Raw genomic sequence first — 23,540 nt, 5'->3', positions numbered from 1 at the left:
CCTGGTATCTATCCATGAAAATCATCCACGGTACTTGGATTCCCTCTGCCGAAGCTGATTTCATTCAAGATGGTGCATTTTACCTGTGGGTAGAAACTTCAACTGTCCAAAAACGTCGCAACACCGATCGGCGCACCCATCCTTTTCATTTGGCTTCAGCAGATCTAGAAGCCTTCTTAACTGAGCAATTGGGAATTGCCTCAGCTACTTATAGCAAGACGAACGATCGCATTTCTACTAAAAACTTTGCCCTGCCAACTGCAAGCGATCGCCCCCTTCCTTCACCAGAATTAGCCAGATATCTTGATGACATCGAGCTAGAAAATGAAGGATTTGCATATTGGGCGATCGCTTGTTACCTAGTTAATACCAGCGTCAAAACAAACAGTTACAGCTATAGTCAAGTCAGTCATATTATTAAACTGCTCAACGACATTCATTTTTTAGCTTTAAATAATGCTGATGAAATTCAATTTGGTTCGGATTTAGTATTTTGGTATCACTACACCCAAGCTTTTAAAGAAATTATCTTTAAAGACCAATATATCCCAGCACTAAAATATCGCGAACTGCCAGCAACCAAAAGTAAACGCAAACAGACAGCTAATCGATTTGAAATTTATCCAGCTTGGGAAATAGTCTCCGAACAATACGATACGATCGTCCAAAAATATGTTGATTATATGCCAGCTATCTGCACGGCGGGACGGGCAAATTCTGGCGATCGCGTGGAGTTTTTTACTCCAGAAACTTTGCTGCGACACTTTTCCGAATATCTACTGCGAGACATTATAACTCATACCCCTTCCACGGCTGCATTTGATAGCTTAATCTCTGATTCTTTGCTGCAAAAATGCTTTCAATCTAACAATACTCTTCAACAAAGCGATCGCGCTTTAATAGAATACAAACAGTGGTACGCCTGGAAAGAAAAAATTACCCGTACCCAAACTGCTACCTCTTTTGACCTCTGTTTTCAACTCCAGGAAGCGCCAGCCGATCGCGTAGATAATTGGAAAATTGAATTTTTAGTAGCGGCAAAACAAGACCCTTCTTTAAAGCTATCGCTATCCGATTATTGGGGTATGAACCAAAGAGCTAAAAAAGCTTGGTTTAAACATTTGGGTACGGATTTTGAAGCCGATTTGTTATTGAATTTGGGATACGCAGCAAGAATGTATCCTTTGCTTTGGGAGGGATTAGAAACCGATCGCCCGATTGGGTTACAACTAAGTTTGACACAAGCTTTTGAATTTCTCAAAGAAAACGCCTGGGTATTAGAAGATGCAGGCTACAAAGTTATCGTTCCTGCTTGGTGGACTCCTGAAGGTCGTCGTCGCGCCAAGATTCGTCTCAAAACGTCTTCACGTGGTGCTAAATCGACAACTACAAACCAGGGATATTTCAGTTTAGACTCTTTAGTGCAGTATCAATACGAATTAGCAATTGGCGGTGAGGCTGTCACGCAAAAAGAATGGCAGCAACTTGTGAATGCGAAAACTCCGCTCGTACAATTTCGGGGTCAGTGGATAGAATTAGACCAAAATAAAATGCGGCAAATGTTGGAATTTTGGCAATCGCAAGCCAAAGAACAGCCAGAAATGTCGCTACTCGATTTAATGAAATTAGCAGCTTCAGAAGATGAATTAGAAGTTGACCACGATGATGCTTTAGCAACAATGATGGCGAAGTTGCAGGACAAAAGCAAGCTAGAACCAATTTCAGATCCGCCGCAGTTGCAAGGTACTTTACGGGAATATCAAAAACGTGGTGTAGCTTGGCTGCAATATTTAGAAGCTTTAGGGATCAACGGATGTTTAGCTGATGATATGGGACTGGGAAAATCGGTACAAGTGATTACCAGAATCATCAATGAAAAAGAAGCGATTGCTACACCACCAACTTTATTAATTGCACCTACATCAGTCGTAGGAAATTGGCTGCGAGAAATTGCTAAATTTGCACCGCATCTACAAGCAATAGTACATCATGGTAGCGATCGCCTCAAAGATGAAGCTGAATTTAAAGCCACCTGTCTCAACCACGATGTGGTAATTACTTCATTTACTCTTGCTCGTAAAGATGAAAAACTTTTAAGTAGTGTAACGTGGCAGCGCATAGTAATAGATGAAGCCCAAAATATCAAAAATCCGAAAGCAGCTCAAACTCGTGCCGTTTTAAAATTACAAGCTAAACATCGACTAGCTTTAACGGGAACGCCTGTAGAAAACCGCTTATTAGATTTATGGTCGATTTTCAATTTTCTCAATCCAGGTTATTTGGGAAAAGAAGCACAATTTCGGAAATCGTTTGAAATCCCAATTCAAAAAGATAATAGTAAAGCCAAATCTAGCAGTTTAAAAAAATTAGTCGAACCATTTATTTTACGGCGAGTCAAAACTGATAAATCTATTATTAACGACTTACCGGATAAAGTCGAACAAAATTTATATTGTAACTTGACAAAAGAACAAGCTTCGCTCTATGAAGCTGTCGTGAAAGATGTCTCAAAGCAAATTGAAGAATCAGAGGGAATTCAACGCAAAGGGCTAATTCTATCGACTTTATTGAAACTCAAACAAGTCTGCAATCATCCGGCACAGTTTTTACAAGATAGTAGCGAATTTTCTCCAGAGCGATCGCACAAACTTAGCCGTTTAATAGAAATGGTAGAAGAGGCGATCGCTGAAGGAGAAAGCATGTTAATCTTCAGTCAATTTAAAGAAATTTGCGACCCTTTAGAAAAGTATTTGAAGCACAATTGTCATTACAATACTTATTACATTCACGGTGGGACAAACCGTAATAAAAGAGAAGAAGCGATCGCTGAGTTTCAAGACCCTGAAACAGAACCATCGGTATTTATTCTATCTTTAAAAGCGGGAGGAGTGGGAATCACTCTGACTAAAGCCAATCATGTTTTTCACTTCGATCGCTGGTGGAACCCCGCAGTAGAGGATCAGGCGACAGATAGAGCTTTTCGGATCGGTCAAAAGAAGAATGTTTTCGTACATAAATTCGTTGCAATGGGTACGTTAGAAGAACGCATCGACCAAATGATCGCCGACAAGAAAAAGCTATCTTCTACAATTGTTGGTAATGATGAATCTTGGCTGACAGAACTTGATAATGAAGCATTTAAACAACTAATTGCATTAAATAAAACTGCAATATTGGAGTAGCGATCGTGGCTAAATTCAGTCGAACTTGGTGGGGAAAGCGTTTCATTGAAGCCTTAGAAGCATTCAGCGATTCTGGTAGGCTGGGGCGCGGACGTTCCTATGCTAGCAATGGTAAAATTATTGAATATAAAATTGACGGCAATAAAATTACGGCTAAGGTGAGAGGTTCGATAAATCCCTATTTTGGGGTATATAAAGAACCAAAATACGATACAAAAATCGAAATTACTCCAATTGATAAAGCGAGTTGGTCAAAGGCAATTAAATACGTTTCTTCTAAAGCAAGTTTTGTGTCAAGATTGTTAATGAATGAAGTGCCAGACAGTATTGACTCAGCTTTTGCTGACTTAGGATTGCATTTACTACCGCATAGTAGAAAAGACTTTAAAACGAGCTGTAGTTGTCCCGATTATGCTAACCCTTGCAAACATATTGCAGGTGTTTATTACTTAGTTGCATCTCAACTCGACCATAACCCATTTCTCTTATTTGAATTGAGGGGTTTATCTAAGGAAGAATTGCAGTCAGAACTCGTGAAATCTCCTTTAGGACAAGTTTTATCTGCCGAGTTAACTACTAAAGAAACTCCTTTAGTAGCAGAAATATCTTACTATACAAAACTCGAACAAGTGCCTGTAACCGAGCAGATGCATTCTAGAGAATTCTGGCTTGGAACTAAGCGCTTACCATCAAATATTGAAGTTGCCGAACCAGCAATTATTCCAGCAATTGTCGTGAAAAAACAGGGGGACTATCCCGCTTTTTGGCAAAAAGATACTTCCTTTATTACCGTGATGGAAGAATTATATCAGCGAGTGAGAACAAAAAACAAAGACGTTATGTAAGAAAGTCAAAAATTACTAATTTTCTTTGTCCCCCATATCCTCTATTCCTCATTCTCATCATGACTCAAGAAGAACAAAGATTACAAGAAGACCGCGATCGCAAAGCACACTGGCGGCGCTGGGGTTCGTATTTAAGCGAACGACAATGGGGAACAGTCCGCGAAGATTACAGTGCTGATGGTTCGGCTTGGGATTATTTTTCTCACGAACAAGCGCGTTCTCGCGCTTATCGCTGGGGTGAAGATGGAATTGCAGGTATTTCCGACAATCACCAACGCTTGTGTTTTGCGATCGCGCTTTGGAATGGTGTCGATCCAATTTTAAAGGAAAGGCTGTTTGGTTTAACTGGTAATGAAGGCAATCACGGCGAAGATGTCAAGGAATGTTACTTTTACCTTGACAATACTCCCACTCACTCTTACATGAAATATCTCTATAAATATTCTCAGCAAGCTTTTCCCTATACTCAATTAGTGACAGAAAATCAAAATCGCAGCAAGCGCGATCGTGAATTTGAATTACTTGATACAGGAATATTTGACAATAACACTTATTTTGATGTTTTTGTTGAATATGCCAAAAATACACCTGAAGATATTTTAATTAAAATTAGTATCGCTAATCGTGCTTTGGAAACTAGAAATTTATATTTATTGCCTACATTATGGTTTCGCAATACTTGGGCTTGGGGACGAGCCGAAACCGCTAAACCCAGACTGAAAAAGCTGCATCAAGATAGCAATCTGAGTATTATCGAATCTACTCATCCTAGTTTAGGCGATCGCTGGTTGTATTGTGAAGGTACAGCAGAGTTATTATTCACTGAGAATGATACGAACTACCAAAAGTTGTTCGGGGTCGAAAATAAATCTGATTTTGTCAAAGACGGAATTAACGATTATCTTATTAATCGCGATAAAACCGCGATCGATCCTCAACAAATTGGTACTAAATTTGCAGCCAATTATAATCTAAAGATTGCCGCAGGCGAAACCGTAACTATTTGCCTACGTTTGTGCGACTCTCCTTATTTAGTCACCCCATTTGGTAAAGATTTCGAGCAAATATTTCAAACTCGCATTCAAGAAGCAAACGAGTTTTACGATCGCATTACTTCTCCTTGTCAATTAACACCAGATCGACGCAATATCCAGCGACAGGCTTTTGCGGGGATGCTATGGGCTAAACAATATTATTATTATGTCATCCATGAATGGCTGCAAGGCGATCCGGCTCATCCTACACCAGCAAAATCGCGACAAAACGTGAGAAATACTGATTGGATTCATCTATTTAACGATGATGTTATTTCCATGCCCGATAAATGGGAATATCCCTGGTATGCAGCTTGGGATTTAGCCTTTCATGTCATTCCTCTTGCCATTATCGATCCAGATTTTGCCAAGCGTCAATTAAGTCGTTTGACGCGAGAATGGTATTTACATCCTAACGGGCAATTACCAGCTTACGAATGGAATTTTAGCGATGTCAATCCGCCCGTTCATGCTTGGGCGACGTGGCGCATATATAAGATCGAACAAAAGATCTACGGACGCGCCGATCGCTTATTTTTAGAACGGGTATTTCAAAAGCTCTTACTCAATTTTACCTGGTGGGTAAATCGCAAAGATATAGCTGGTAAAAACGTTTTTCAAGGCGGGTTTTTGGGAATGGATAATATAGGAGTATTCGATCGCAGTACCCAAGTTCCTACTGATGCCTATTTACAGCAGTCAGATGGTACGAGTTGGATGGGTATGTATTGTTTAAATATGCTGGCGATCGCGTTAGAATTAGCTAAAGAAAATCCCGCCTATGAAGATACTGCCAGTAAATTTTTCGAGCATTTCCTCTACATTGCTGATGCGATGAATAGTATGGGAGAGGAACGCAAAGGTTTGTGGGATAAAGACGATAGTTTTTATTACGATATGCTCCACGTTCCCGCTGATGGGGATATAGTCCTGAAAGTGCGAAGTCTTGTAGGACTGATTCCCTTATTGGCTGTTGAAACTTTAGAACCAGACGTTTTAGAACGATTGCCTGGTTTTAAAAAACGCATGGAGTGGTTTATTAACAATCGCCCCGATCTGCGTCAAAATGTTGCTTGTATGGAAACAAAAGGAATTGGTGCAAGAAGGCTATTAGCAATTTGTTATAAACCACCAGGAGGAACGGAAGCAGAAAATAAGTTGCGCTGCATTTTGAAAACAATGCTAGATGAGAACGAATTTTTAAGTCCCTACGGTATTCGTTCCGTATCTAAATATCATGCTTCTCATCCCTATTCCATGAAATTAGACGGACAAGAATATCATGTCAAATACGAACCAGCAGAATCAAGTAATGCCATGTTTGGTGGTAATTCTAATTGGCGAGGTCCCGTTTGGTTTCCGATTAACTACCTAATAATTGAGGCATTACAAAAGTTTCATTATTATTTAGGTGATAATTTTAAAATTGAGTTTCCCACTGATTCGGGTCGCGAAATGAACCTTTGGGAAGTTTCTCAGGAATTGTCGCAAAGACTGATTAAAATATTTCTGCAAGATGAATCGGGGAAAAGACCAGTTTATGGAGATCTAGAAAAGTTCCAAACCGATCCACACTGGCACAATTTAATTATGTTTCACGAATACTTTCATGGTGATAATGGTGCGGGTTTAGGGGCAAATCATCAGACGGGTTGGACGGGTTTAGTGGCGAAATTAATTCAGCAGTGTGGTGAATACGATAGATGAAGAATTGATTTCGCAGGTAGATAATCTTAAGTCAAATCGTAAGGACGTTCGGTATCATCTTCACCCATATATTCGCCATTTTGAATTTCTAGTAAAATTAGAGGAATTGCCCCAGGGTTTTCAATACTGTGTAGCGTTGCTACAGGTACGTATGTTGACTCATTGCGATGTAGTAACTTCTCATCATCACCGCAATTAACTTTAGCCGTACCAGAAACAACAACCCAATGTTCGCTACGATGGTAGTGAATTTGCGATTTTATGCGGTGCTTCGGTTTAATTTCAATCCGATTAATTCGATAATTTTCTCCTTCTTCTATTACCTCAACCAAACCCCAATATCTCTGACCTGCGTGTGGAGAGGATTCAATTAAATCTAGCTGAGCCTGATTCCCGTTGTTACTCATAAATAGCCTGAAAATAAACGTCAATCGCCATTATTAGCAGAAGTATGGCATTTCAGCTCTGGAAGAGTAGGTTGGTTAACAAAATCTTCAAATTTGTTTAAACTTCAAAATGTACTCTTCACAATCGGCTTTTTGGGGATTTGTCTGAAGTAGTTTCAGCACGATCGAAATTTCGTTGCTAAAACTTCGATATTTTGAACTAAACATCTCGATATCCTCATCACTCTAAATCTTCCGAATCTGTATTTTCTGGGAGAGATTCAGAAACTTTCTTGTGCCGATCTTCCTTCCATCTTCCCGTTTTTCTTGCCGCGTCTGTGAGTAAGTATTCAATTTGAGCATTGACACTTCTGAGTTCGTCAGCCGACCATTTTTCTAATACTTCATACAGTTTTAGATCTAGACGCAGCAAGAATCTTTTTTTTTGACTCATGTATACAAACTACCAGTATTGACTACAGGCTGAGCGTTTTGTTCCGAGGTTAAAACCACAAGTAAATTATTCACCATCGTAGCTTTGCGTTCCTCATCCAATTCGACGATTTGTTGTTCGCTTAACCTTCTCAATGCTTCGTCAACCATCCCTACAGCACTATCTACAATCTGCCGTCGAGCGTCAATTATTGCTTTAGCTTGTTGGCGGCGGAGCATTACTTGAGCAATTTCTGGCGCGTAGGCAAGGTGAGAAAGCCTAGCTTCAATAATCTCTACCCCCGCAACTTCTAACCGTGCTTGTAATTCTTGTTGAAGCGATCGCGCTACTTCGTCAGGAATGCCTCGCAGCGAAGGTATACTCTCATCATCACCTGTGTCATAGGGGTAGCGGATGGCTAAGGCACGAATTGCCGTTTCACTTTGGATGGCAACAAATTCTTCGTAGTCGTCTACTTCAAAATAGGATTTGGCAGAATCTACAACTTGCCAAACTACCACGGCTGCAATTTCAATTGGGCTACCTTGAGCGTCATTGACTTTGAGAATTTTGCTGTTAAAGTTGCGTACTCGCAATGAAATCTTGCGTTTGCGGGTAAAAGGATTAGTCCACCAAAATCCTGCTTCTCTAACGCTACCAGCGTAACGACCCAAAAATGTTACTACAACTGCTTGGTTTGGTTCCACCGTAAAGAAGCCTGAAAATGTGGGAATGATGACTGCAATTAGAGTTGCTCCCAGCCATGCACTTATTTCTGCTGCGGTGTCTTCTCCCAGAAAATCGGTAATTTTCAGAGTTCTACCTAAGATTGCCTCCCATCCGTGGATAGTCGTCCACAGCCACCAAATAGCCAAAATTGCGATCGCACCTAATACTACCAACGCCACAAAACCATCAACCTTAAAGGCAGGACGCTCTTTTAATCGCTCCATAGATTTTTGTTACCTGATTGTAATGTGATATCACAACGATATAATTAGTTTGTTCGTAATGTCAATGTGATATTATTGCAGTATCACTTAGTTAAAGTTTGTCTGAGAAAATGTCACGCAAAGACGAGCCAGCGCCGTGCGGGGGTTTCCCCCGTTGAGGAGGCAGCGCGTTGCGGGGGTTTCCCCCGTTGTAGCGACTGCCGTGCGACTGGCGTAGCAAAGACGCAAAAGATTCTTAGCGCCTTTGCGTCTTTGCGTGACCAAAAACCAGAGAAGTGTAAAGATTGGAAAGTATTACAATCACAGCGGCAAATAAAAGATATGACTACTGCTGCACCGACAAAAACTAAATATGAGGCGATTATTGGTTTAGAAACCCATTGCCAGCTGAATACGAATACGAAAATTTTTTCTAGCAGTTCTACAGAGTTTGGCTCGCCTCCAAATACAAATATCGATCCGATTTGTATGGGTTTACCTGGAGTGTTGCCCGTATTGAATGAGAAGGTATTGGAATACGCAGTGAAGGCGGGTTTGGCGTTAAATTGCCAAATTGCACCTTATAGCAAGTTCGATCGCAAACAGTATTTTTATCCCGACTTACCGAAGAATTATCAAATTTCTCAGTATGACTTGCCAATTGCCGAACACGGTTGGTTAGAAATCGAACTTCTCGATGCGGATAACAACCCTATCAGTAAGCGAATTGGGATTACGCGCTTGCACATGGAAGAAGACGCAGGCAAGTTAGTACACGGGGGTAGCGATCGCCTGTCTGGTTCTACTTACTCTTTAGTAGACTACAATCGTGCTGGCGTGCCTTTAGTCGAAATTGTCTCAGAACCCGATATGCGTTCTGGACAAGAAGCGGCGGAATACGCCCAAGAACTACGCCGGATCTTGCGCTATTTGGATGTCAGTGACGGCAACATGCAAGAAGGCTCTTTACGTTGCGATGTCAATATCTCCGTGCGTCCTGTCGGACAAAAAGAGTTTGGCACGAAGGTAGAAATTAAAAATATGAACTCGTTCAACGCCATTCAACGGGCGATTGAATACGAGATCGAACGGCAAATTGCGGCTGTAGAGTCTGGCGAAAGAATAGTTCAAGAAACCAGGCTATGGGAAGAAGGTAGCCAACGCACTGTTAGTATGCGGACTAAAGAGGGTTCTAGCGACTACCGCTATTTCCCCGAACCGGATTTAGCGCCGATTGAAGTTTCCAAAGAACAGTTAGAAAAATGGCGGGCTGAGTTACCAGAATTACCAGCCCAAAAACGCCATCGCTATGAAAGCGAACTGGGACTTTCCGCTTACGACACCCGCGTACTAACCGATGAGCGAGCGGTAGCGGAATATTTTGAAGCAACTGTGGCGGCTGGAGCCTCGGCAAAACAAGCTGCTAACTGGATTATGGGAGATATTGCAGCTTACTTAAATAGCAATAAACTCAACATTACCGAACTTGCCCTCAAACCAAATACTCTTGCCGAATTGATTCAGTTGATTGAAGGCAATACAATCAGCGGCAAAATTGCTAAAGATATCTTGCCTGAACTGCTAGCTCAAGGTGGTTCGGCGAAGGAGTTAGTAGAACGTAAAGGATTAATTCAAATTTCCGATCGCAGCGCCATAGAAGCGATCGTCGAGCAAGTCATTGCTGCCAATCCCAAAGAACTAGAACAGTACCGTAACGGCAAAACCAAGCTTCTCGGCTTCTTTGTCGGGCAAGTGCTGAAGCAAACAGGCGGAAGGGCAGATCCGAAGTTGACAAACCAACTGTTAGCGGAAAAGCTCAATGGGTAATAGGTAGTTGGTAGTTGGTAGTTGTTGGGTATTGATGAGTGACTGGTGGCTAGTAGCTGGAATTTTTTCTAGTCTCCAGCCGCGCTTTTACTAGCCACTAATAACTGATAACTGGTTACTGCTCCCTGCTCGCTGCTCTCTGCTCCCTCCAAAAACAGCAATTCTTCATCGGATCTTTAAGAAAATCCCGTAGAAAGCCGTAAGATTCTTTACACACCACCTGTTATATTCTACTGAGTAGATGCACCCTGATGATTGGGAGAGTCACCGAACTGACTCTCTTTTTTTTTGGCTTTTTTCAGCGAGCGGTGAATAGTAGTAATGGGTAGTTGGTAGTTGGCAAGAGGCTTTCTTGTTTTTCTCCCCTGCATTCCGATCGCAAGTAACTGATAACTGATAACTGATAACTGAAAAAGCTACGATCGCTTCAAGTAGAAAAAGGAATTAATGAGATAATTTCTTATTAAGTTCTATGCCTCCGTTGTCATGACTATCACCATTTCCCCGCAAGCCTACGACGAACTGTTTCATCAGGAGACAGTAGAGCGATACCTTCGGTCAGCTTCGCTAACGCAACACCCAGATCCCGACGATCCTTTGGATGCAGTGTATCGATTTCCGCAAGTGTTGGGACAGGGTTACTGGCGGGAAATTCAACTGCGCCAAGGATTGCAGTTGACAATTGGAAACTTGCAAATGCGCGATCGCATTATTACCGGAGCGCCAGAACGGGAAGATTGGTGGGAATATCACTTTCATTTTTCTGGAGAGCATCAAGACAGGTACAACTCAATATGTGGCGGACAATACGCACTTTATGGCAATGGTTTAGCTCCTCAAGAAGTTTGGGATTGTTCGGGTAAAGAACCATACTTTGAGATTCTGATCCACGTACAGCCGGAGTTACTTTACTCCTTCGCAGGCGATTGCGAAGGAGAATTACCGCGCTGCTTGCAACCGTGGATTAGACAGATTGAGGGAGAGCGTTACAGCCGTCTGGGAACTGCAACCCCTACCATGCAGACTGTAGCTAAACAAATCGTCCAGTGTCCCTACCAAGGAATTGCCAAGCGAGTGTACTTGGAAGGTAAGGTTTTGGAGTTAATGGGAATGCTGATTGCTGAGGAAATTGAAATCGGGGACGGCAAATACAATCCTTACTCTTTAAAATCTGATGCAGTAGACAGAATCCACCACGCCAGAGATATTTTGCTACAACGATTGGACGATCCGCCAACTCTAGCAACACTGGCAAGACAAGTAGGACTCAATGAATGTACTCTAAAACGGGGCTTTCGGCAGATTTTCGGGACAACAGTATTCGGCTATCTACACAACTATCGTTTGGAGCAAGCACGGCAACTGCTTGAAGCAGGAACCTGGAGAGTGGGAGAAGCCGCTCAAATGGTCGGTTACAGGGATTTTACTGCTTTTGGCAGAGCTTTTTATAAAAAGTTTGGGATACGACCGCGCGACTGCATGAAAAAATATTCCGTTTGAGCTGAAAAGAAATTCCGTTTAAGCCGAATTACGATCGCTTGAGTATCATTTGTTTCCTGTAAGCTAACTGAGAGAAATTCCTAGCTAGTTTATAGGTGTGGGTTGTGAAGTTGAAATTGTGGTGGCGATCGCTATTATTCGCAGGTGTATTTTCTGTTTCGGTGATTCCAGCAGTATCGATCGAAAAGAGAGTTTTGGCTCAGTCACCAGCAAGTCATGCATCACCCATAACTGTCACCGGAGTAAGGCTGAAGCAAACAGATAGTGGTTTAGAGGTGTTATTGGAAACTACAAGCCAGCAGCCACTCAGTATTGCGACTTCTGGTTACGGAAAAACATTTGTTGCCAATATTATCAATGCTCGCTTAGCTCTGCCAGAAGGTAAAAGCTTTCGTCAGTCAAACTTAACTGGAGGGATAGCAGTTGTGAGCGTCACTCAGCAGGGAAGTAGTATTCGGGTAAGTGCGATCGGTTCGGCGGAATTACCGACGGCAAAGTTGAGACAGAGTAATGGCAATACCATTCTCGGTTTATCTGCGGCGATCGCTCCCACAGCCCAAACACCCACACCTCAGCCAGCAGTACCAGCAACTCCAACTCAGCCAGAGGCGATCGCACCAGAAACAGAAGAAATACCCCCACCAGTTACGCCCGACGAACAACCAGAGGGATCGGCACAAGGGGACGAAGAAATGGAAATTGTGGTGACAGGAGAGCAAGATGGGTATCTTGTCCCCAGTGCAACGACGGGAACGAGAACCGATACCCCCTTGCGCGACATTCCCCAATCGATTCAGGTAGTACCACAACAAGTGCTGCGCGACCAACAGATTACTCGCTTGGATGATGCACTCAGAAATGTTGCTGGTGCAACTCCAGATTTTAATTCTGGTCCATATGTTACCTATAGAATTCGTGGATTTGAGGCATTAAATAATAATTTGCTCAGGAATGGGCAAGTTGATGCGGGGGCGGGAGAATCTGTTGAACTTTCCAGTGTCGAGCGAGTCGAAGTCCTCAAGGGACCTGCATCAGTGCTATTTGGCTTAGGTAATCCAGGTGGAAGCATCAACATCATCACTAAGCGTCCCTTAAGCGAACCTTTTTATGGTGTCGATGCAACTGTTGGTAGTTATAGTTTCTACCGAGGTGCAATTGATTTATCTGGTCCCTTAAACGATGCAAAAACCGTATCGTATCGTCTCAACACAGCCTACAGAAATTCAGATAGTTTTATCGATTTTTACAATAGCGAGCATTTTAATATATCACCTGTCGTCAGCGTGGCAATTGGTGAGAGAACTAACCTGACTATAGAAGGAGATTATATCGAAACCAGGGATTCTGGATTCACACCTTTTGTACCCGTTGTTGGCTCGGTATTAAGCAACCCTAATGGCAAGATCCCACGCGATCGCAACGTTGGCGAACCTTCAGATGAAATCAATGCATCGTTGACTAGGCTGGGATATCAACTAGAACACAAGTTTAGCGATCGCTGGTCGTTACGCAATACTTTTGCATACAATTTTCGCGATTACAGTGACAAAAGAACGCTTCCCGGAACTTTGGAAGCAGATAATCGCACGCTGAATCGTTCCTACCGAGATTACGAATTTCAAAGCACATCTTATGCTTTAACTACGAATGTTGTTGGCAAATTTTCTACTGGTTCAATTCAGCATCAGTTGTTATTTGGAGTTGATTTGAATAGTTATGAGAACGAAACACTAAAATTTGCTGAAGCTACTGCTGCACCAATTGATATATTCAATCCTATTTACGGTCAGCCACGAGGTGAACTTAGTTCAGAAACTAGTAACACCACAATTACAGACTCATTGGGGATTTATCTTCAAGACCAAATTTCACCAATAGATAGCTTGAAAGTGATATTGGGTGGTCGCTTTGATACTTTCGACCAAAAATCTGAAGATTTTTCTGCTGACACGGAAAGCAGCCTATCAGATAGTGCATTTAGTCCTCGTTTTGGGATTGTCTATCAACCTATTCCAGCTATTTCACTTTACGCTAGCTATATCAGTTCATTCACTCCAGCAAGAGGCACATATCTTTTTGGTGGTAGTTTGGACGATCCCTTTGAGCCAGAACGCGGTCGTCAGTATGAGGTTGGAGTAAAAGCAGATTTAAACGATCGGTTGTCAGCTACACTTGCATTGTACGATTTAACTCGTACTAATGTCTTAACAGAAGACCCTGATAATCCAGATTTTTCTATCCAAGTAGGCGAGCAAAATAGCCAAGGGATCGAACTGAATCTTGCAGGCGAAATTTTGCCAGGATGGAATATTTTTGCAGGCTACGCTTATACAGATGCACGAATCACTGAAGATAATACTTATGATTCTGGAAACCAATTACCCAACACTCCCTACCATGCTGCTAACTTATGGACTACTTACGAAATTCAAAAGGGTAACTTACAAGGGTTAGGTGTTGGCTTTGGCTTGTTTTTTGTAGGCGATCGCGCTGGAGATTTGGACAATACTTACGATATACCTAGTTATGTTCGGACTGATGCGGCTGTTTTCTATAACAGAGATACATTCAGAATTGCACTCAACTTTAGAAACCTATTTGATATAGAGTATTTTGAAAATGGTTCTAGTGCTACTCGTGTTAACTACGGACAGCCTTTTACGGTGCTGGGAACGATTTCGTGGCAGTTTTAGGTGACGTACTAGGCGATCGCGTCTTTGTCATGCTTTAAGTTAGGCGATCGCCAAAAGGCTTTAATGCGATAATTTCTTATTAATTGCCAAAGCCTTTTATCTGCATGGCTGAACCTTCATGACTATCACTATCTCCCAGCAAGCCCTCAACGACCTATTTCAGGAGACTGTGGAGCGATACCTTCGGTCAGCTTCGCTAACGCAACACCCAGATCCCGAAGATCCGTTGGATGTGATGTACAAGTATCCACAACCGCTAGGACAGGGCTACTGGCGAAATATTCAACTGCGACAGGGACTAGAGTTGACGATTGGAGATCTTCAGTTACGCGATCGCATGGTGACAAAACACCCCGAACAGGAACGACAGGACATCCAGTATCACTTTCATTTTTCAGGTAGACATGAGGATCGTCGCGCATCTATTGGTAGCGGCGAATATGGGTTATTTGGAATTGGCATCGATCCGCATAGAACTTGTGATTGTTCGGATAGGCAACCCTATCTGGAAGCGATCGTACATATAAAGCCAGAGGTGCTGTACTCTTTTGCCAGTAACCAGGCAGGAGAATTACCACCAGCATTGCAGCCGTGGATCGGACAGTTAGATCGGGAACACTATTGTCGTAGGGGAAATGCTTCACTGGCAATGCAAAGAGTGGCGCGGCAAATTGTACAGTGTCCCTATCAAGGAATTGCCAAACGATTGTACTTAGAAAGTAAAGCTCTAGAACTAATGACAATGTTGGTTGTGGAGGAAATAGAAATTTGGGAAGGTAGAAACGAATCTTACTCCCTCAAGCCCGATGTAGTGGAGAGAGTTCACCACGCTAGAGAAATTTTATTGCGAAGGCTTGACAATCCGCCATCGTTGATAGCTCTAGCGCAACAAGTAGGGCTGAATAGCCGTGCGCTCAAAGAGGGATTTCGTACCTGTTTTGGCAAACCTGCCTTTGCCTACCTGCACCACTATCGGCTAGAGCAAGCGCGTCAACTATTAGAAACTAAAGAAATGAAAGTAGCTGAAGTTGCTGCTGCCGTGGGATTTAACAATCAAAGCTATTTTGCCGAGGCATTTAGAAAAAAATTTGGTTTCAATCCCAAAGCTTATCAGATGCAGCGAAAAAAGTTCTTCTAGCGTTCAAAAAAAGTTCCTCCAACCGCCAAAATATCTTTCGATCGCCCTAATCTGTCCTGTATTGTTTTTGACAATTCTTCTCAGTTTGGTGTGAGTGATGTTGAAATTGTGGTGGCGATCGCTGTTTCTAGCGGGTGTCTTTTCTCTTTCGATCGTTCCAGTCGTACAGGTACGAGTTTTTGCTCAGTCAAACATAAGTATTCCATCGCCCGTAACCGTTACAAGCGTGCGACTGAACCAAACGGATAGTGGTTTGGAAATATTCTTGGAAACTACAAGCAAGCAGCCACTCAGTATTGTGACTTCCGGCTATGGAAAAACTTTCGTCGCCAACATTACCAATGCTCGGTTAGATTTATCAGAAGGTAAAAGCTTTCGTCAAGAAAACCCCACAGTAGGAATTACAGTTGTTAGCGTTACTCCACAAGGAAACAATGGTATTCGGGTGAGTGCGATCGGTTCTGAAGGATTGCCAACAGCAAAGGTGAGGCAGAGTAATGGCAATAGCATTCTCAGTTTAGCCGCCCCCGCCGCTCCTACAGCTCAAACACCCGTATCACCTCCAACCATACCGCAAACTCCTACCCAGCCAGAAGCAACGACACCAGAGGCAGAAGGCGAAAGCACTCCACCAGCTGCACCCGAACCAGCAGATACAGCGCCAGGGGAAGAAATGGAAATTGTGGTTACGGGCGAGCAAGATGGATATAGTGTTACAGATACCAGCACTGGAACCAAAACCGACACACCTTTGCGCGATATTCCTCAATCGATTCAGGTAGTGCCGCAAGAAGTGCTACGCGACCAAAATATCAACAGTTTAGAGGATGCTACCCGCAATGTCAGCGGCGTGACTGGAACGAGAGCATCTTATGTAAGAGACGGGATTGAACCGATTTCTCTTTATGCCAGCTATATTCGCTCGTTTACACCAGCAATCGGCAGATCCTTTGATGGCAGCCAATTTCAACCAGAACGGGGAACGCAATACGAAGTCGGAGTTAAAGCAGATTTGAACGATCGACTATCTGCAACTCTTGCCTTATACGATCTAAGCCGCTCTAACGTGTTAACCGATGACCCAATCAATGAGGGTTTTTCTATCCAAACAGGCAAGCAAAAGAGCCAAGGTATTGAACTAAATATTTCGGGTGAAATTCTACCAGGTTGGAACGTATTTGGTGGCTATGCTTACACAAATGCGCGAATTACAGAAGATGAAACTTTTGATGTTGATAATCGCCTGAGTAGTACTCCTGAAAATGCTTTTAACTTATGGACAACCTATGAAATTCAACAAGGTTCTTTGCAAGGGTTAGGCTTTGGCTTGGGATTATATTTTGTAGGAGAACAGCAAGGCGATTTAGCCAATACATTTCAACTTCCTAGCTATTTTCGTACTGATGCCTCGATTTTTTACAAGCGCGATCGCTTCAGAGCTGCTCTAAATTTTAGGAATCTCTTTGACGCAGATTACTTTGAAGCCGCGACAAGCAGACTTCGCGTTTTCTATGGCGAACCATTCACTGTGCAAGGAACGGTTTCCTGGGAGTTTTAGTAGCTGACAGCACCCCTTAATTCCCAAAATCTCTCACCCCTCACCCCTCGCTCCTTGCCCCTTCTGATATAATCGCAGGCTATGCGTTGGGAGAGAGAACATGGCATGGCATGAGATCGGCGGTGGAATTACTGCGCCAAGGGGTTACAAAGCGGCAGGCATTAGAGCGGGGTTAAAGCCTTCAGGACTACCAGATTTAGCCCTAATTTTGTCAGATGTAGAAGCGATCGCCGCAGGTGTGTTTACCACATCTCAAGTCCGTGCTGCTTGTGTCGATTACTGCAAGCAAAGATTACAAGACAAACCCAGCGCCCGTGCGATTCTTTGCAATGCAGGGCAAGCTAATGCTGCTACGGGTTCTCAAGGTTGGTTGGATGCCCTAGAGTGTGCGATGGCACTGGGGCAAGCATTGAGTATTCCCTCAGAATCGGTGTTGCTTGCCTCTACTGGGGTAATTGGCAAAAGAATTGTGATGGACAAGATGCACGCTGGCATTCCCCAACTAGTTGCAGAGGCTTCCGAAACAGGTGGAGATGCGGCTGCACAAGCGATCGTCACTACAGATTTGGTGACAAAATCGATTGCTTTAGAAACGACAATGGGCGATCGCCCCGTGCGAATTGGTGGAATTGCCAAGGGTTCGGGCATGATCCACCCCAACATGGCGACGATGTTAGCTTTTGTTACCTGCGATGCGGCTGTCTCTCCTGCTCTATGGCAGCATATGTTGAGTCGAGCTGCCGATAAAAGTTTTAACCAAATCACCGTTGATGGCGATACTAGCACCAACGATTGTTTAATTGCCTTAGCCAACGGACAATCGCGCACCCCAGCAATTACCGAAATGGGTGCAGAGGCAGAAAAGTTAGAAGCAATGCTCACAGCCGTGTGCCAGCATTTAGCCAAAGCGATCGCCCGCGACGGTGAAGGAGCAACTTGTTTAATTGAAGTGCAAGTATCAGGGGCAACCGACGAAAAAGCCGCGCGTCAGGTAGCAAAAACCATCGCTGGTTCTTCCCTGGTTAAATCAGCCATTTTCGGACGCGATCCCAACTGGGGTAGAATTGCAGCTGCGGCGGGACGTGCGGGAGTACCTTTCGAGCAGGAACATCTCAGAATCCAATTAGGAGATTTTCTCTTAATGGAAAACGGACAGCCCTTAGACTTCGATCGCGCTGCTGCTAGTACATACTTAAAGCAAAAAGCAGCACAAAAGTCTCAAGTGGAAACCGTTAGTACTGCCCAGAGCAACGAATTATTAGCGGTTAAAGATGGAGAAACAAAAGCTTTCGAGCGTCAAAGCGGAGGCGATCGCTTTCAAGACGAAACCGTTTTAATTGCCGTCAGCATTGGCAGTGGTTTCGGTTCTGGCATAGCCTGGGGCTGCGATCTCAGCTACGATTACGTGAAGATTAACGCTGAATATACGACGTGAAGATGTAGAGACGTTGCGTGCAACGTCTCTACATCTAACGTTGCAACAACACGCTGACAGTCGTTTTCAATTCTGTCCCGCCACTTTCAATAAATAATTTACCTCCATGTAATTCTGTGATGCGTTTTGCCAAAATTAAACCCAAGCCTAAACCCTGTTGTTCGTAAAATTTGCGCTCGAATTGCATATAACCGCCAATACTAGCAATTTGTTCGTTAGACATGGCGCGTCCGTAGTTAGTAATACTAATTTTGAATCCATCTTTCTCAGTGGCAGCTTTGACATGAATAGATGTGCCAGATTCAGAGAATTTAAAAGCATTATCGATAATTTCTTCGATCGCTTTCTTCAAGTCTCGCTTCGCAATTTTGACATTAGAATTAGCAACTTGTAAAATTAAATCTGCTTCTCGTTGATATTGTTTGGCTTTTTGTATTGCTATAGCAAAGATAATATCGCTAGGGTTGAGGGTTTGACAACTGCGTAAAGCTTGTAGTTCTTCAGGATTAGTGGCTAAGAGTTCAATTTGAGCGTACATAATAAAATTCTCAATCATTCGTTGCAGGCGTTGAGAAGAATTATGTAGATTTTGGGCGGTTTCTAATAGTTCTTGAGGTTTAATTGTATCGTAACTTTCAACTAGGACTTTAGAAAAAGCTAGGACTTCGCTTAAAGGTAACAATAGTTCTTGCGGTAGAGCATCGGTAATACTTCTGCGTAACTCGGCTAGCTTTTTTTCGGACTGTTGGGCGACAAATGCCTGCTTTTGCAATCTCGCCGCGATCGCCCCCAATAGTTCTGTGCGTGTAAATGGTTTGCTGATGTAGTCATCTGCTCCCATTTCCATGCCTTGGCGCACGTCTAATTTATCAGCTTTAGCCGTTAAAAAAATAAATGGAGTTGATGCTGTGAGCGGATTTTGACGTACCATTGTTAGTACCCCATAGCCATCCATTTCTGGCATCATCACATCGCAAATAATCAGATCTGGCTTATGTGCCAATGCCATCTGATAGCCTTTCAATCCATTTTCTGCATCAATCGTATCAAATCCTTCTGCTTCCAAACGGGCGAGTATATTTTCTCGCACTGATAGTTCATCTTCAATCACTAAAATTCGGCTCATGTCGATCTTTCCTAATTAATTTAGAGTTAAAAACTGTGTTGCAAAGAGGCGTTCTGAAATTAGTAGATAGAACCTAATCGTAAAAATCAAATACCTCTCGTGTCATATCTTTATAAATAAATTGCTCGTGGCTCCTAACTTCGTTCGTAAGGAAGAGAAACAACAAACGTCGTTCCTACTCCCACTTCACTTTCAACAGTAATATTGCCGCAGTGCAAATCGACTGCTCTTTTGACAATAGCTAAACCCAAACCCGTACCGGATATCGTGCCGACATTGCTAGCCCGATAGAAGGATTGAAACAACTGTTCTCGGTCAATTTTGGGAATTCCAATGCCTCGATCCTGCACCTGAAAGATAACTTTTTTTGCATCAACATTCAGATTGAAACTGACGATACTACTAGTAGGAGAATATTTAATTGCATTTGATAATAAATTAATCAAAATATGGCGCAATAACTTTTCATCCAACGCCACCTCGCTAGATTCACATTGAGAATTCAAGTGAATTGTGTGGCTGTCAGTAATCATTTGCATTTCCTCTACTAGTTCGCGGCAGAACTGGACGATATCGAGTTCGATTGGGTTACACTCTAGTTTGCCCGCTTCGGCTTTCCCAATTAACAAAACATCATCTAAAAGTTGATTCATGTGCTTGACAGTAGTGACAATGCGTCGTAAGTGCAGCAGTTTCTTTTCTTCTGCCCATTGAGAGCCGAAATCTTCCATCAATTCGGCTGAAGACAGGATAGTGGTTAGTGGCGTGCGGAATTCGTGAGAAGTCATGGTGACAAAGCGAGACTTGAGTTCGCTAAGTTCTTTTTCTTTAGCCAGCGTGTGCTGCATTTCTGCTTCAGTTCGCTTGCGATCGGTAATGTTGCGGACGATCGCCATCACTTCATTTTCTGCGCTCACGACAATTCGCGCTTCGTAATCGCGCAATTCATCTTCGGTGTAAAGTTGGTATTCAAAGATTTGCAATTCTCCCGTAGCTAAGGCTTGCTGAATGTAATACATCGTCGGCTGAGCGATTTCTGGTGGCAGTACTTCATCAATTCGTCTGCCCAAAAACCGATCTGGCGGGACAATTAACTCTTCTGCTTTAGAAACTTTGTAGTTGACAAAAATTCCATCACCGCTCATGCGGAACATTAAATCGGGAATCGCATTGATCAGAGCGCGGTTAGTAGCAAGGCTAGAACGGAGAGCTTCTTCTGCTCGCTTGCGCTCGGTAATATCGGTAGAGATACCCCCAACAGCGTAGGGTTCGCCAGCAGCATTGAATAAGGGAAACTTGACTGAAAGGTAAGTATGCAAACCGTCATCGTGGGGTAGCACCTCTTCCCAATCCAATGCCGATTTTGTCTCTAACACCTGGCGATCGTTGGTTCGCAGCACCTCAGCAATTTCTGGCGGGAAGATCTCGTAGTCAGTTTTGCCAATTGCCTCAGTTCGATCTAAATGGAACAGAATCCCGTACCAAGAATTGATCGTGAGATATTTACCTTCTAAATCTTTGACGTAAATTAATGCCGTAGAGTTATCTAAAATTGCTTGTAACCGCTCCTCGCTCTGCCGCAGTGCCTCTTGTACTTGCTGGCGTTCTGTGACATCGTGGGCAACGATGCAAAAAACTTCTTTGCCACCATAAAAAATTGAGTTGAGATGAACTTCTGCATAAGCCACGCTGCCATTGCTGCGGTGATGTGGCACTTCTCCTAAAAATAGATTTTTTCCCCTCAGCGCGCGCTGGGCATTGCGATCGATTGTCAGGCGATCGCCTGCGAAAATATCGTATAGCGTCAGTTGTAAAAGTCGCTCGGGAGAATAACCGAGGAAACGCGCAAAAGCATCATTTGCTTCCAAAATACGTTTTGTCTCGATATCGACGAGACAAATTCCTTCAGCAGTTTGCTTGACTACAGCACGATACCGAGATTCGCTCTCATGCAGTCCCTCTTCCGCTCGCTTGCGTTGCATTAATCCGCCTAGCTGGGTAGCAACAGTTGAGACAATCTCGACTTGATGCTTGTCTTCAGCGCAAGATTCGGACATGAAAAAGGCGATAACAGCTAGTACTTCCGATTTATCCGCAGCGCGATCGGCGACAATGGGAATGGCTAAACTTGCTTTGAGACCAGCAGCCCGTGCTAAATGGCTGCGGACGATCGCCATCTCGGTCTCGTCTTCTAGACTCGGAACCCAATGCGGTTGCTGAAAACGCCAAACATGACCGATTAAACCAACTCCAGGGGAGAATTTAAATTTCTTGCTCGAACTACGGAAACTTGTGACGTTATAATTTTTGCCATACCAAGCAGGACTGCTCTGAAGGATATCGTTTTCTGCACTGGGTATCCACGCCTCACCATAACTCCAACCCGTAAATTCGCAGATCTGACGCAGTGCCACTCCCAAAGCAGCATGAAAGTTTTGGGCATCTCCGATCGCCTGAGCGATTTTTTGTAACAGCCGGACTTCTGCCTCAGCGCGGTGACGTTCTGCCATTTCACTGTGGAGTTGCTGGTTGATGCTGACCAGTTCGGCAGTCCGCTCGGCAACTTTGGTTTCTAACTGACAATAAGCATCATGTAGGGCTAATTCCGCAGCTTTGCGATCGCTAATATTACGAAAAATTCCGCGAGTCGCCGTTGGTTGAGACTCGACAAATTGACAGTTGATGCTACCTTCTACCCAAATTTTTTCGCCTTGCTTGGTGACAAAAATTGTTTCAACTTGCGCGAATTTCTCGCCAGCCATGATGCGCCCAAAGACTTCGAGGCAGTGAACCAAGCTATCGGGATGAATAATATCGTAGATTTTTAGCTCGGTAAGCTCTGCTTCACTATAGCCAAGAGTTTCTTTCCAGGCGCGGTTGACATAGATAAATCTGCCATCTGGCGTAACCGATTGAATCAAATCGTTAGCATTTTCAAATAAATCTCGATAACGTTCTTGGCTCTGTCGCAGGGCAAATTCAGTTTGCCGCTGCTGTTGATGTGCCTGCTGTAAATCGATAAGATTCCGTCTTAGCTCCAACTGTGTCATTACCTGACGCGCCAGAATTTCTAAAGCCTCCAACTGTTGGGGACTCAACTCGCGAGGTACGTAGTCGATCGCGCAGAGAGTTCCCAAAGCAAAATTGTCCGATGTCACCAGTGGTGCGCCCGCATAAAACCGAATTTTGGGTTCTCCAGTTACGAGCGGGTTGTCAGCAAAACGCTCGTCTTGGTAAGCATCAGGCACGATCAGCAAGTGGCGTTCGGCAATTGCCCGATCGCAAAAAGCAATATGACGAGGAGTTTCTGGAATAGTTAAACCAACTTGAGACTTAAACCATTGGCGCTCGGCATCGACCAAACTAATGAGTGCTGTAGGAGTCTGGCAAATTTGGGCAGCCAAACGAGTGAGATCGTCAAACGCCTGTTCTGGTGAAGTATCCAGAATATCGTACCGCTGTAGGGCATGAAGTCTATCTATTTCGTTACTAGGCAGTGAATCTTTCACCGTCATTTTCCTACTATGATTTAGCGATCGCCTTTATCAGTGACCAGTGACCAGTGACCAGTTAATTCTGAATTCTCCAAGGGTTATTCTTAACAGTTAGTATTCCCAAGTTTTTGCATTGACTTACATTTTTACTGCTGGCGATGTGAAAGATTGGGAATTCTGGGTTTAAATGTTATTTGGCAAGCGAGTAGTGAAGAGTGGTGTGTGGTGCATGAAGAAGGGGTGTAGGGTG

15 protein-coding genes and 1 pseudogene are annotated in these 23,540 nt (G+C 43.4%); 10 read left to right on the top strand and 6 right to left on the bottom strand.

Annotated elements, in window-relative coordinates; translation table 11 throughout:
• Positions 1 to 14 precede the first annotated feature (14 nt).
• Genes C7Y66_RS07590 through C7Y66_RS07580 form a run of 3 tightly spaced genes read left to right on the top strand, consistent with a single transcriptional unit; the run spans position 15 to position 6,768 of the window.
• A complete protein-coding gene (locus C7Y66_RS07590; RefSeq protein WP_106545094.1) occupies positions 15 to 3,182 on the top strand; it encodes a DEAD/DEAH box helicase in 3,168 nt (1,055 codons plus the stop codon).
• Positions 3,183 to 3,187: 5 nt separating this feature from the next.
• The gene (locus C7Y66_RS07585; RefSeq protein ID WP_106545093.1) at positions 3,188 to 4,027 is read left to right on the top strand and encodes an SWIM zinc finger family protein; all 840 of its coding nucleotides are present in this window, start codon (positions 3,188 to 3,190) and stop codon (positions 4,025 to 4,027) included.
• A gap of 59 nt (positions 4,028 to 4,086) precedes the next feature.
• Entirely contained in the window at positions 4,087 to 6,768 is a 2,682-nt protein-coding gene (locus C7Y66_RS07580) for a glucosidase (RefSeq protein ID WP_199197294.1), read from the top strand.
• A gap of 26 nt (positions 6,769 to 6,794) precedes the next feature.
• Here C7Y66_RS07580 and C7Y66_RS07575 read toward each other — a convergent pair whose 3' ends face one another.
• The 4 genes from C7Y66_RS07575 to C7Y66_RS30940 form a co-directional block, all read right to left on the bottom strand.
• Entirely contained in the window at positions 6,795 to 7,175 is a 381-nt protein-coding gene (locus tag C7Y66_RS07575; RefSeq protein ID WP_015157079.1) for a phosphomannose isomerase type II C-terminal cupin domain, read from the bottom strand.
• A gap of 220 nt (positions 7,176 to 7,395) precedes the next feature.
• Positions 7,396 to 7,608 (bottom strand): hypothetical protein, encoded by a 213-nt coding sequence (locus tag C7Y66_RS07570; RefSeq protein WP_106166625.1) that lies wholly within the window; start codon positions 7,606 to 7,608, stop codon positions 7,396 to 7,398.
• Positions 7,605 to 8,540 carry an SPFH domain-containing protein gene (locus C7Y66_RS07565; RefSeq protein WP_106545092.1) on the bottom strand — a complete coding sequence of 312 codons (936 nt, stop codon included), beginning with the start codon at positions 8,538 to 8,540 and terminating at the stop codon, positions 7,605 to 7,607. Before C7Y66_RS07565 ends, C7Y66_RS07570 begins: the two co-directional genes overlap by 4 nt.
• An 87-nt stretch (positions 8,541 to 8,627) precedes the next feature.
• The gene (locus C7Y66_RS30940) at positions 8,628 to 8,768 is read right to left on the bottom strand and encodes a hypothetical protein (RefSeq protein WP_158265882.1); all 141 of its coding nucleotides are present in this window, start codon (positions 8,766 to 8,768) and stop codon (positions 8,628 to 8,630) included.
• Between the two features lie 93 nt (positions 8,769 to 8,861).
• Between C7Y66_RS30940 and gatB the strand changes: the two genes are divergently transcribed.
• The 7 genes and pseudogenes from gatB (at position 8,862) to argJ (ending at position 18,670) form a co-directional block, all read left to right on the top strand.
• On the top strand, positions 8,862 to 10,346 hold the full coding sequence (gatB, locus tag C7Y66_RS07560; RefSeq protein ID WP_041463524.1) for an Asp-tRNA(Asn)/Glu-tRNA(Gln) amidotransferase subunit GatB: 1,485 nt from the start codon (positions 8,862 to 8,864) through the stop codon (positions 10,344 to 10,346).
• 486 nt (positions 10,347 to 10,832) lie between these two features.
• Positions 10,833 to 11,846 carry a helix-turn-helix transcriptional regulator gene (locus tag C7Y66_RS07555; protein WP_106545091.1) on the top strand — a complete coding sequence of 338 codons (1,014 nt, stop codon included), beginning with the start codon at positions 10,833 to 10,835 and terminating at the stop codon, positions 11,844 to 11,846.
• Between the two features lie 104 nt (positions 11,847 to 11,950).
• Positions 11,951 to 14,539, top strand: a complete 2,589-nt coding sequence (locus C7Y66_RS07550; protein ID WP_106545111.1) for a TonB-dependent siderophore receptor — start codon at positions 11,951 to 11,953, stop codon at positions 14,537 to 14,539.
• A 118-nt stretch (positions 14,540 to 14,657) separates the two neighbouring features.
• Positions 14,658 to 15,677 (top strand): AraC family transcriptional regulator, encoded by a 1,020-nt coding sequence (locus C7Y66_RS07545; RefSeq protein WP_106545090.1) that lies wholly within the window; start codon positions 14,658 to 14,660, stop codon positions 15,675 to 15,677.
• Positions 15,678 to 15,774: 97 nt separating this feature from the next.
• Positions 15,775 to 16,113: pseudogene (locus C7Y66_RS33315) on the top strand (AMIN domain-containing protein); the annotation flags it as partial.
• 237 nt (positions 16,114 to 16,350) lie between these two features.
• A complete protein-coding gene (locus tag C7Y66_RS33310; RefSeq protein ID WP_370143929.1) occupies positions 16,351 to 17,235 on the top strand; it encodes a TonB-dependent receptor domain-containing protein in 885 nt (294 codons plus the stop codon).
• 100 nt (positions 17,236 to 17,335) lie between these two features.
• Positions 17,336 to 18,670 (top strand): bifunctional ornithine acetyltransferase/N-acetylglutamate synthase, encoded by a 1,335-nt coding sequence (gene argJ, locus C7Y66_RS07535; RefSeq protein ID WP_106545088.1) that lies wholly within the window; start codon positions 17,336 to 17,338, stop codon positions 18,668 to 18,670.
• Between the two features lie 34 nt (positions 18,671 to 18,704).
• On the opposite strand, the gene C7Y66_RS07530 is transcribed toward argJ, so the two are convergent.
• Together C7Y66_RS07530 and C7Y66_RS07525 are read right to left on the bottom strand one after the other, a co-directional pair.
• Positions 18,705 to 19,796 carry a response regulator gene (locus C7Y66_RS07530; protein ID WP_106545087.1) on the bottom strand — a complete coding sequence of 364 codons (1,092 nt, stop codon included), beginning with the start codon at positions 19,794 to 19,796 and terminating at the stop codon, positions 18,705 to 18,707.
• 134 nt (positions 19,797 to 19,930) lie between these two features.
• Complete coding sequence (locus C7Y66_RS07525; protein WP_158265881.1) at positions 19,931 to 23,305, bottom strand: PAS domain S-box protein; 3,375 nt, start codon at positions 23,303 to 23,305, stop codon at positions 19,931 to 19,933.
• Between the last annotated feature and the right edge of the window lie 235 nt (positions 23,306 to 23,540).

Source organism: Chroococcidiopsis sp. CCALA 051, assembly GCF_003015105.1.
In the GTDB taxonomy this organism is placed as follows: Bacteria; Cyanobacteriota; Cyanobacteriia; order Cyanobacteriales; family Chroococcidiopsidaceae; genus Chroococcidiopsis; species Chroococcidiopsis thermalis.
The sequence above is the reverse complement of the archived record's forward strand: the minus strand, read 5'-3'. Positions and strand labels throughout refer to the sequence as shown.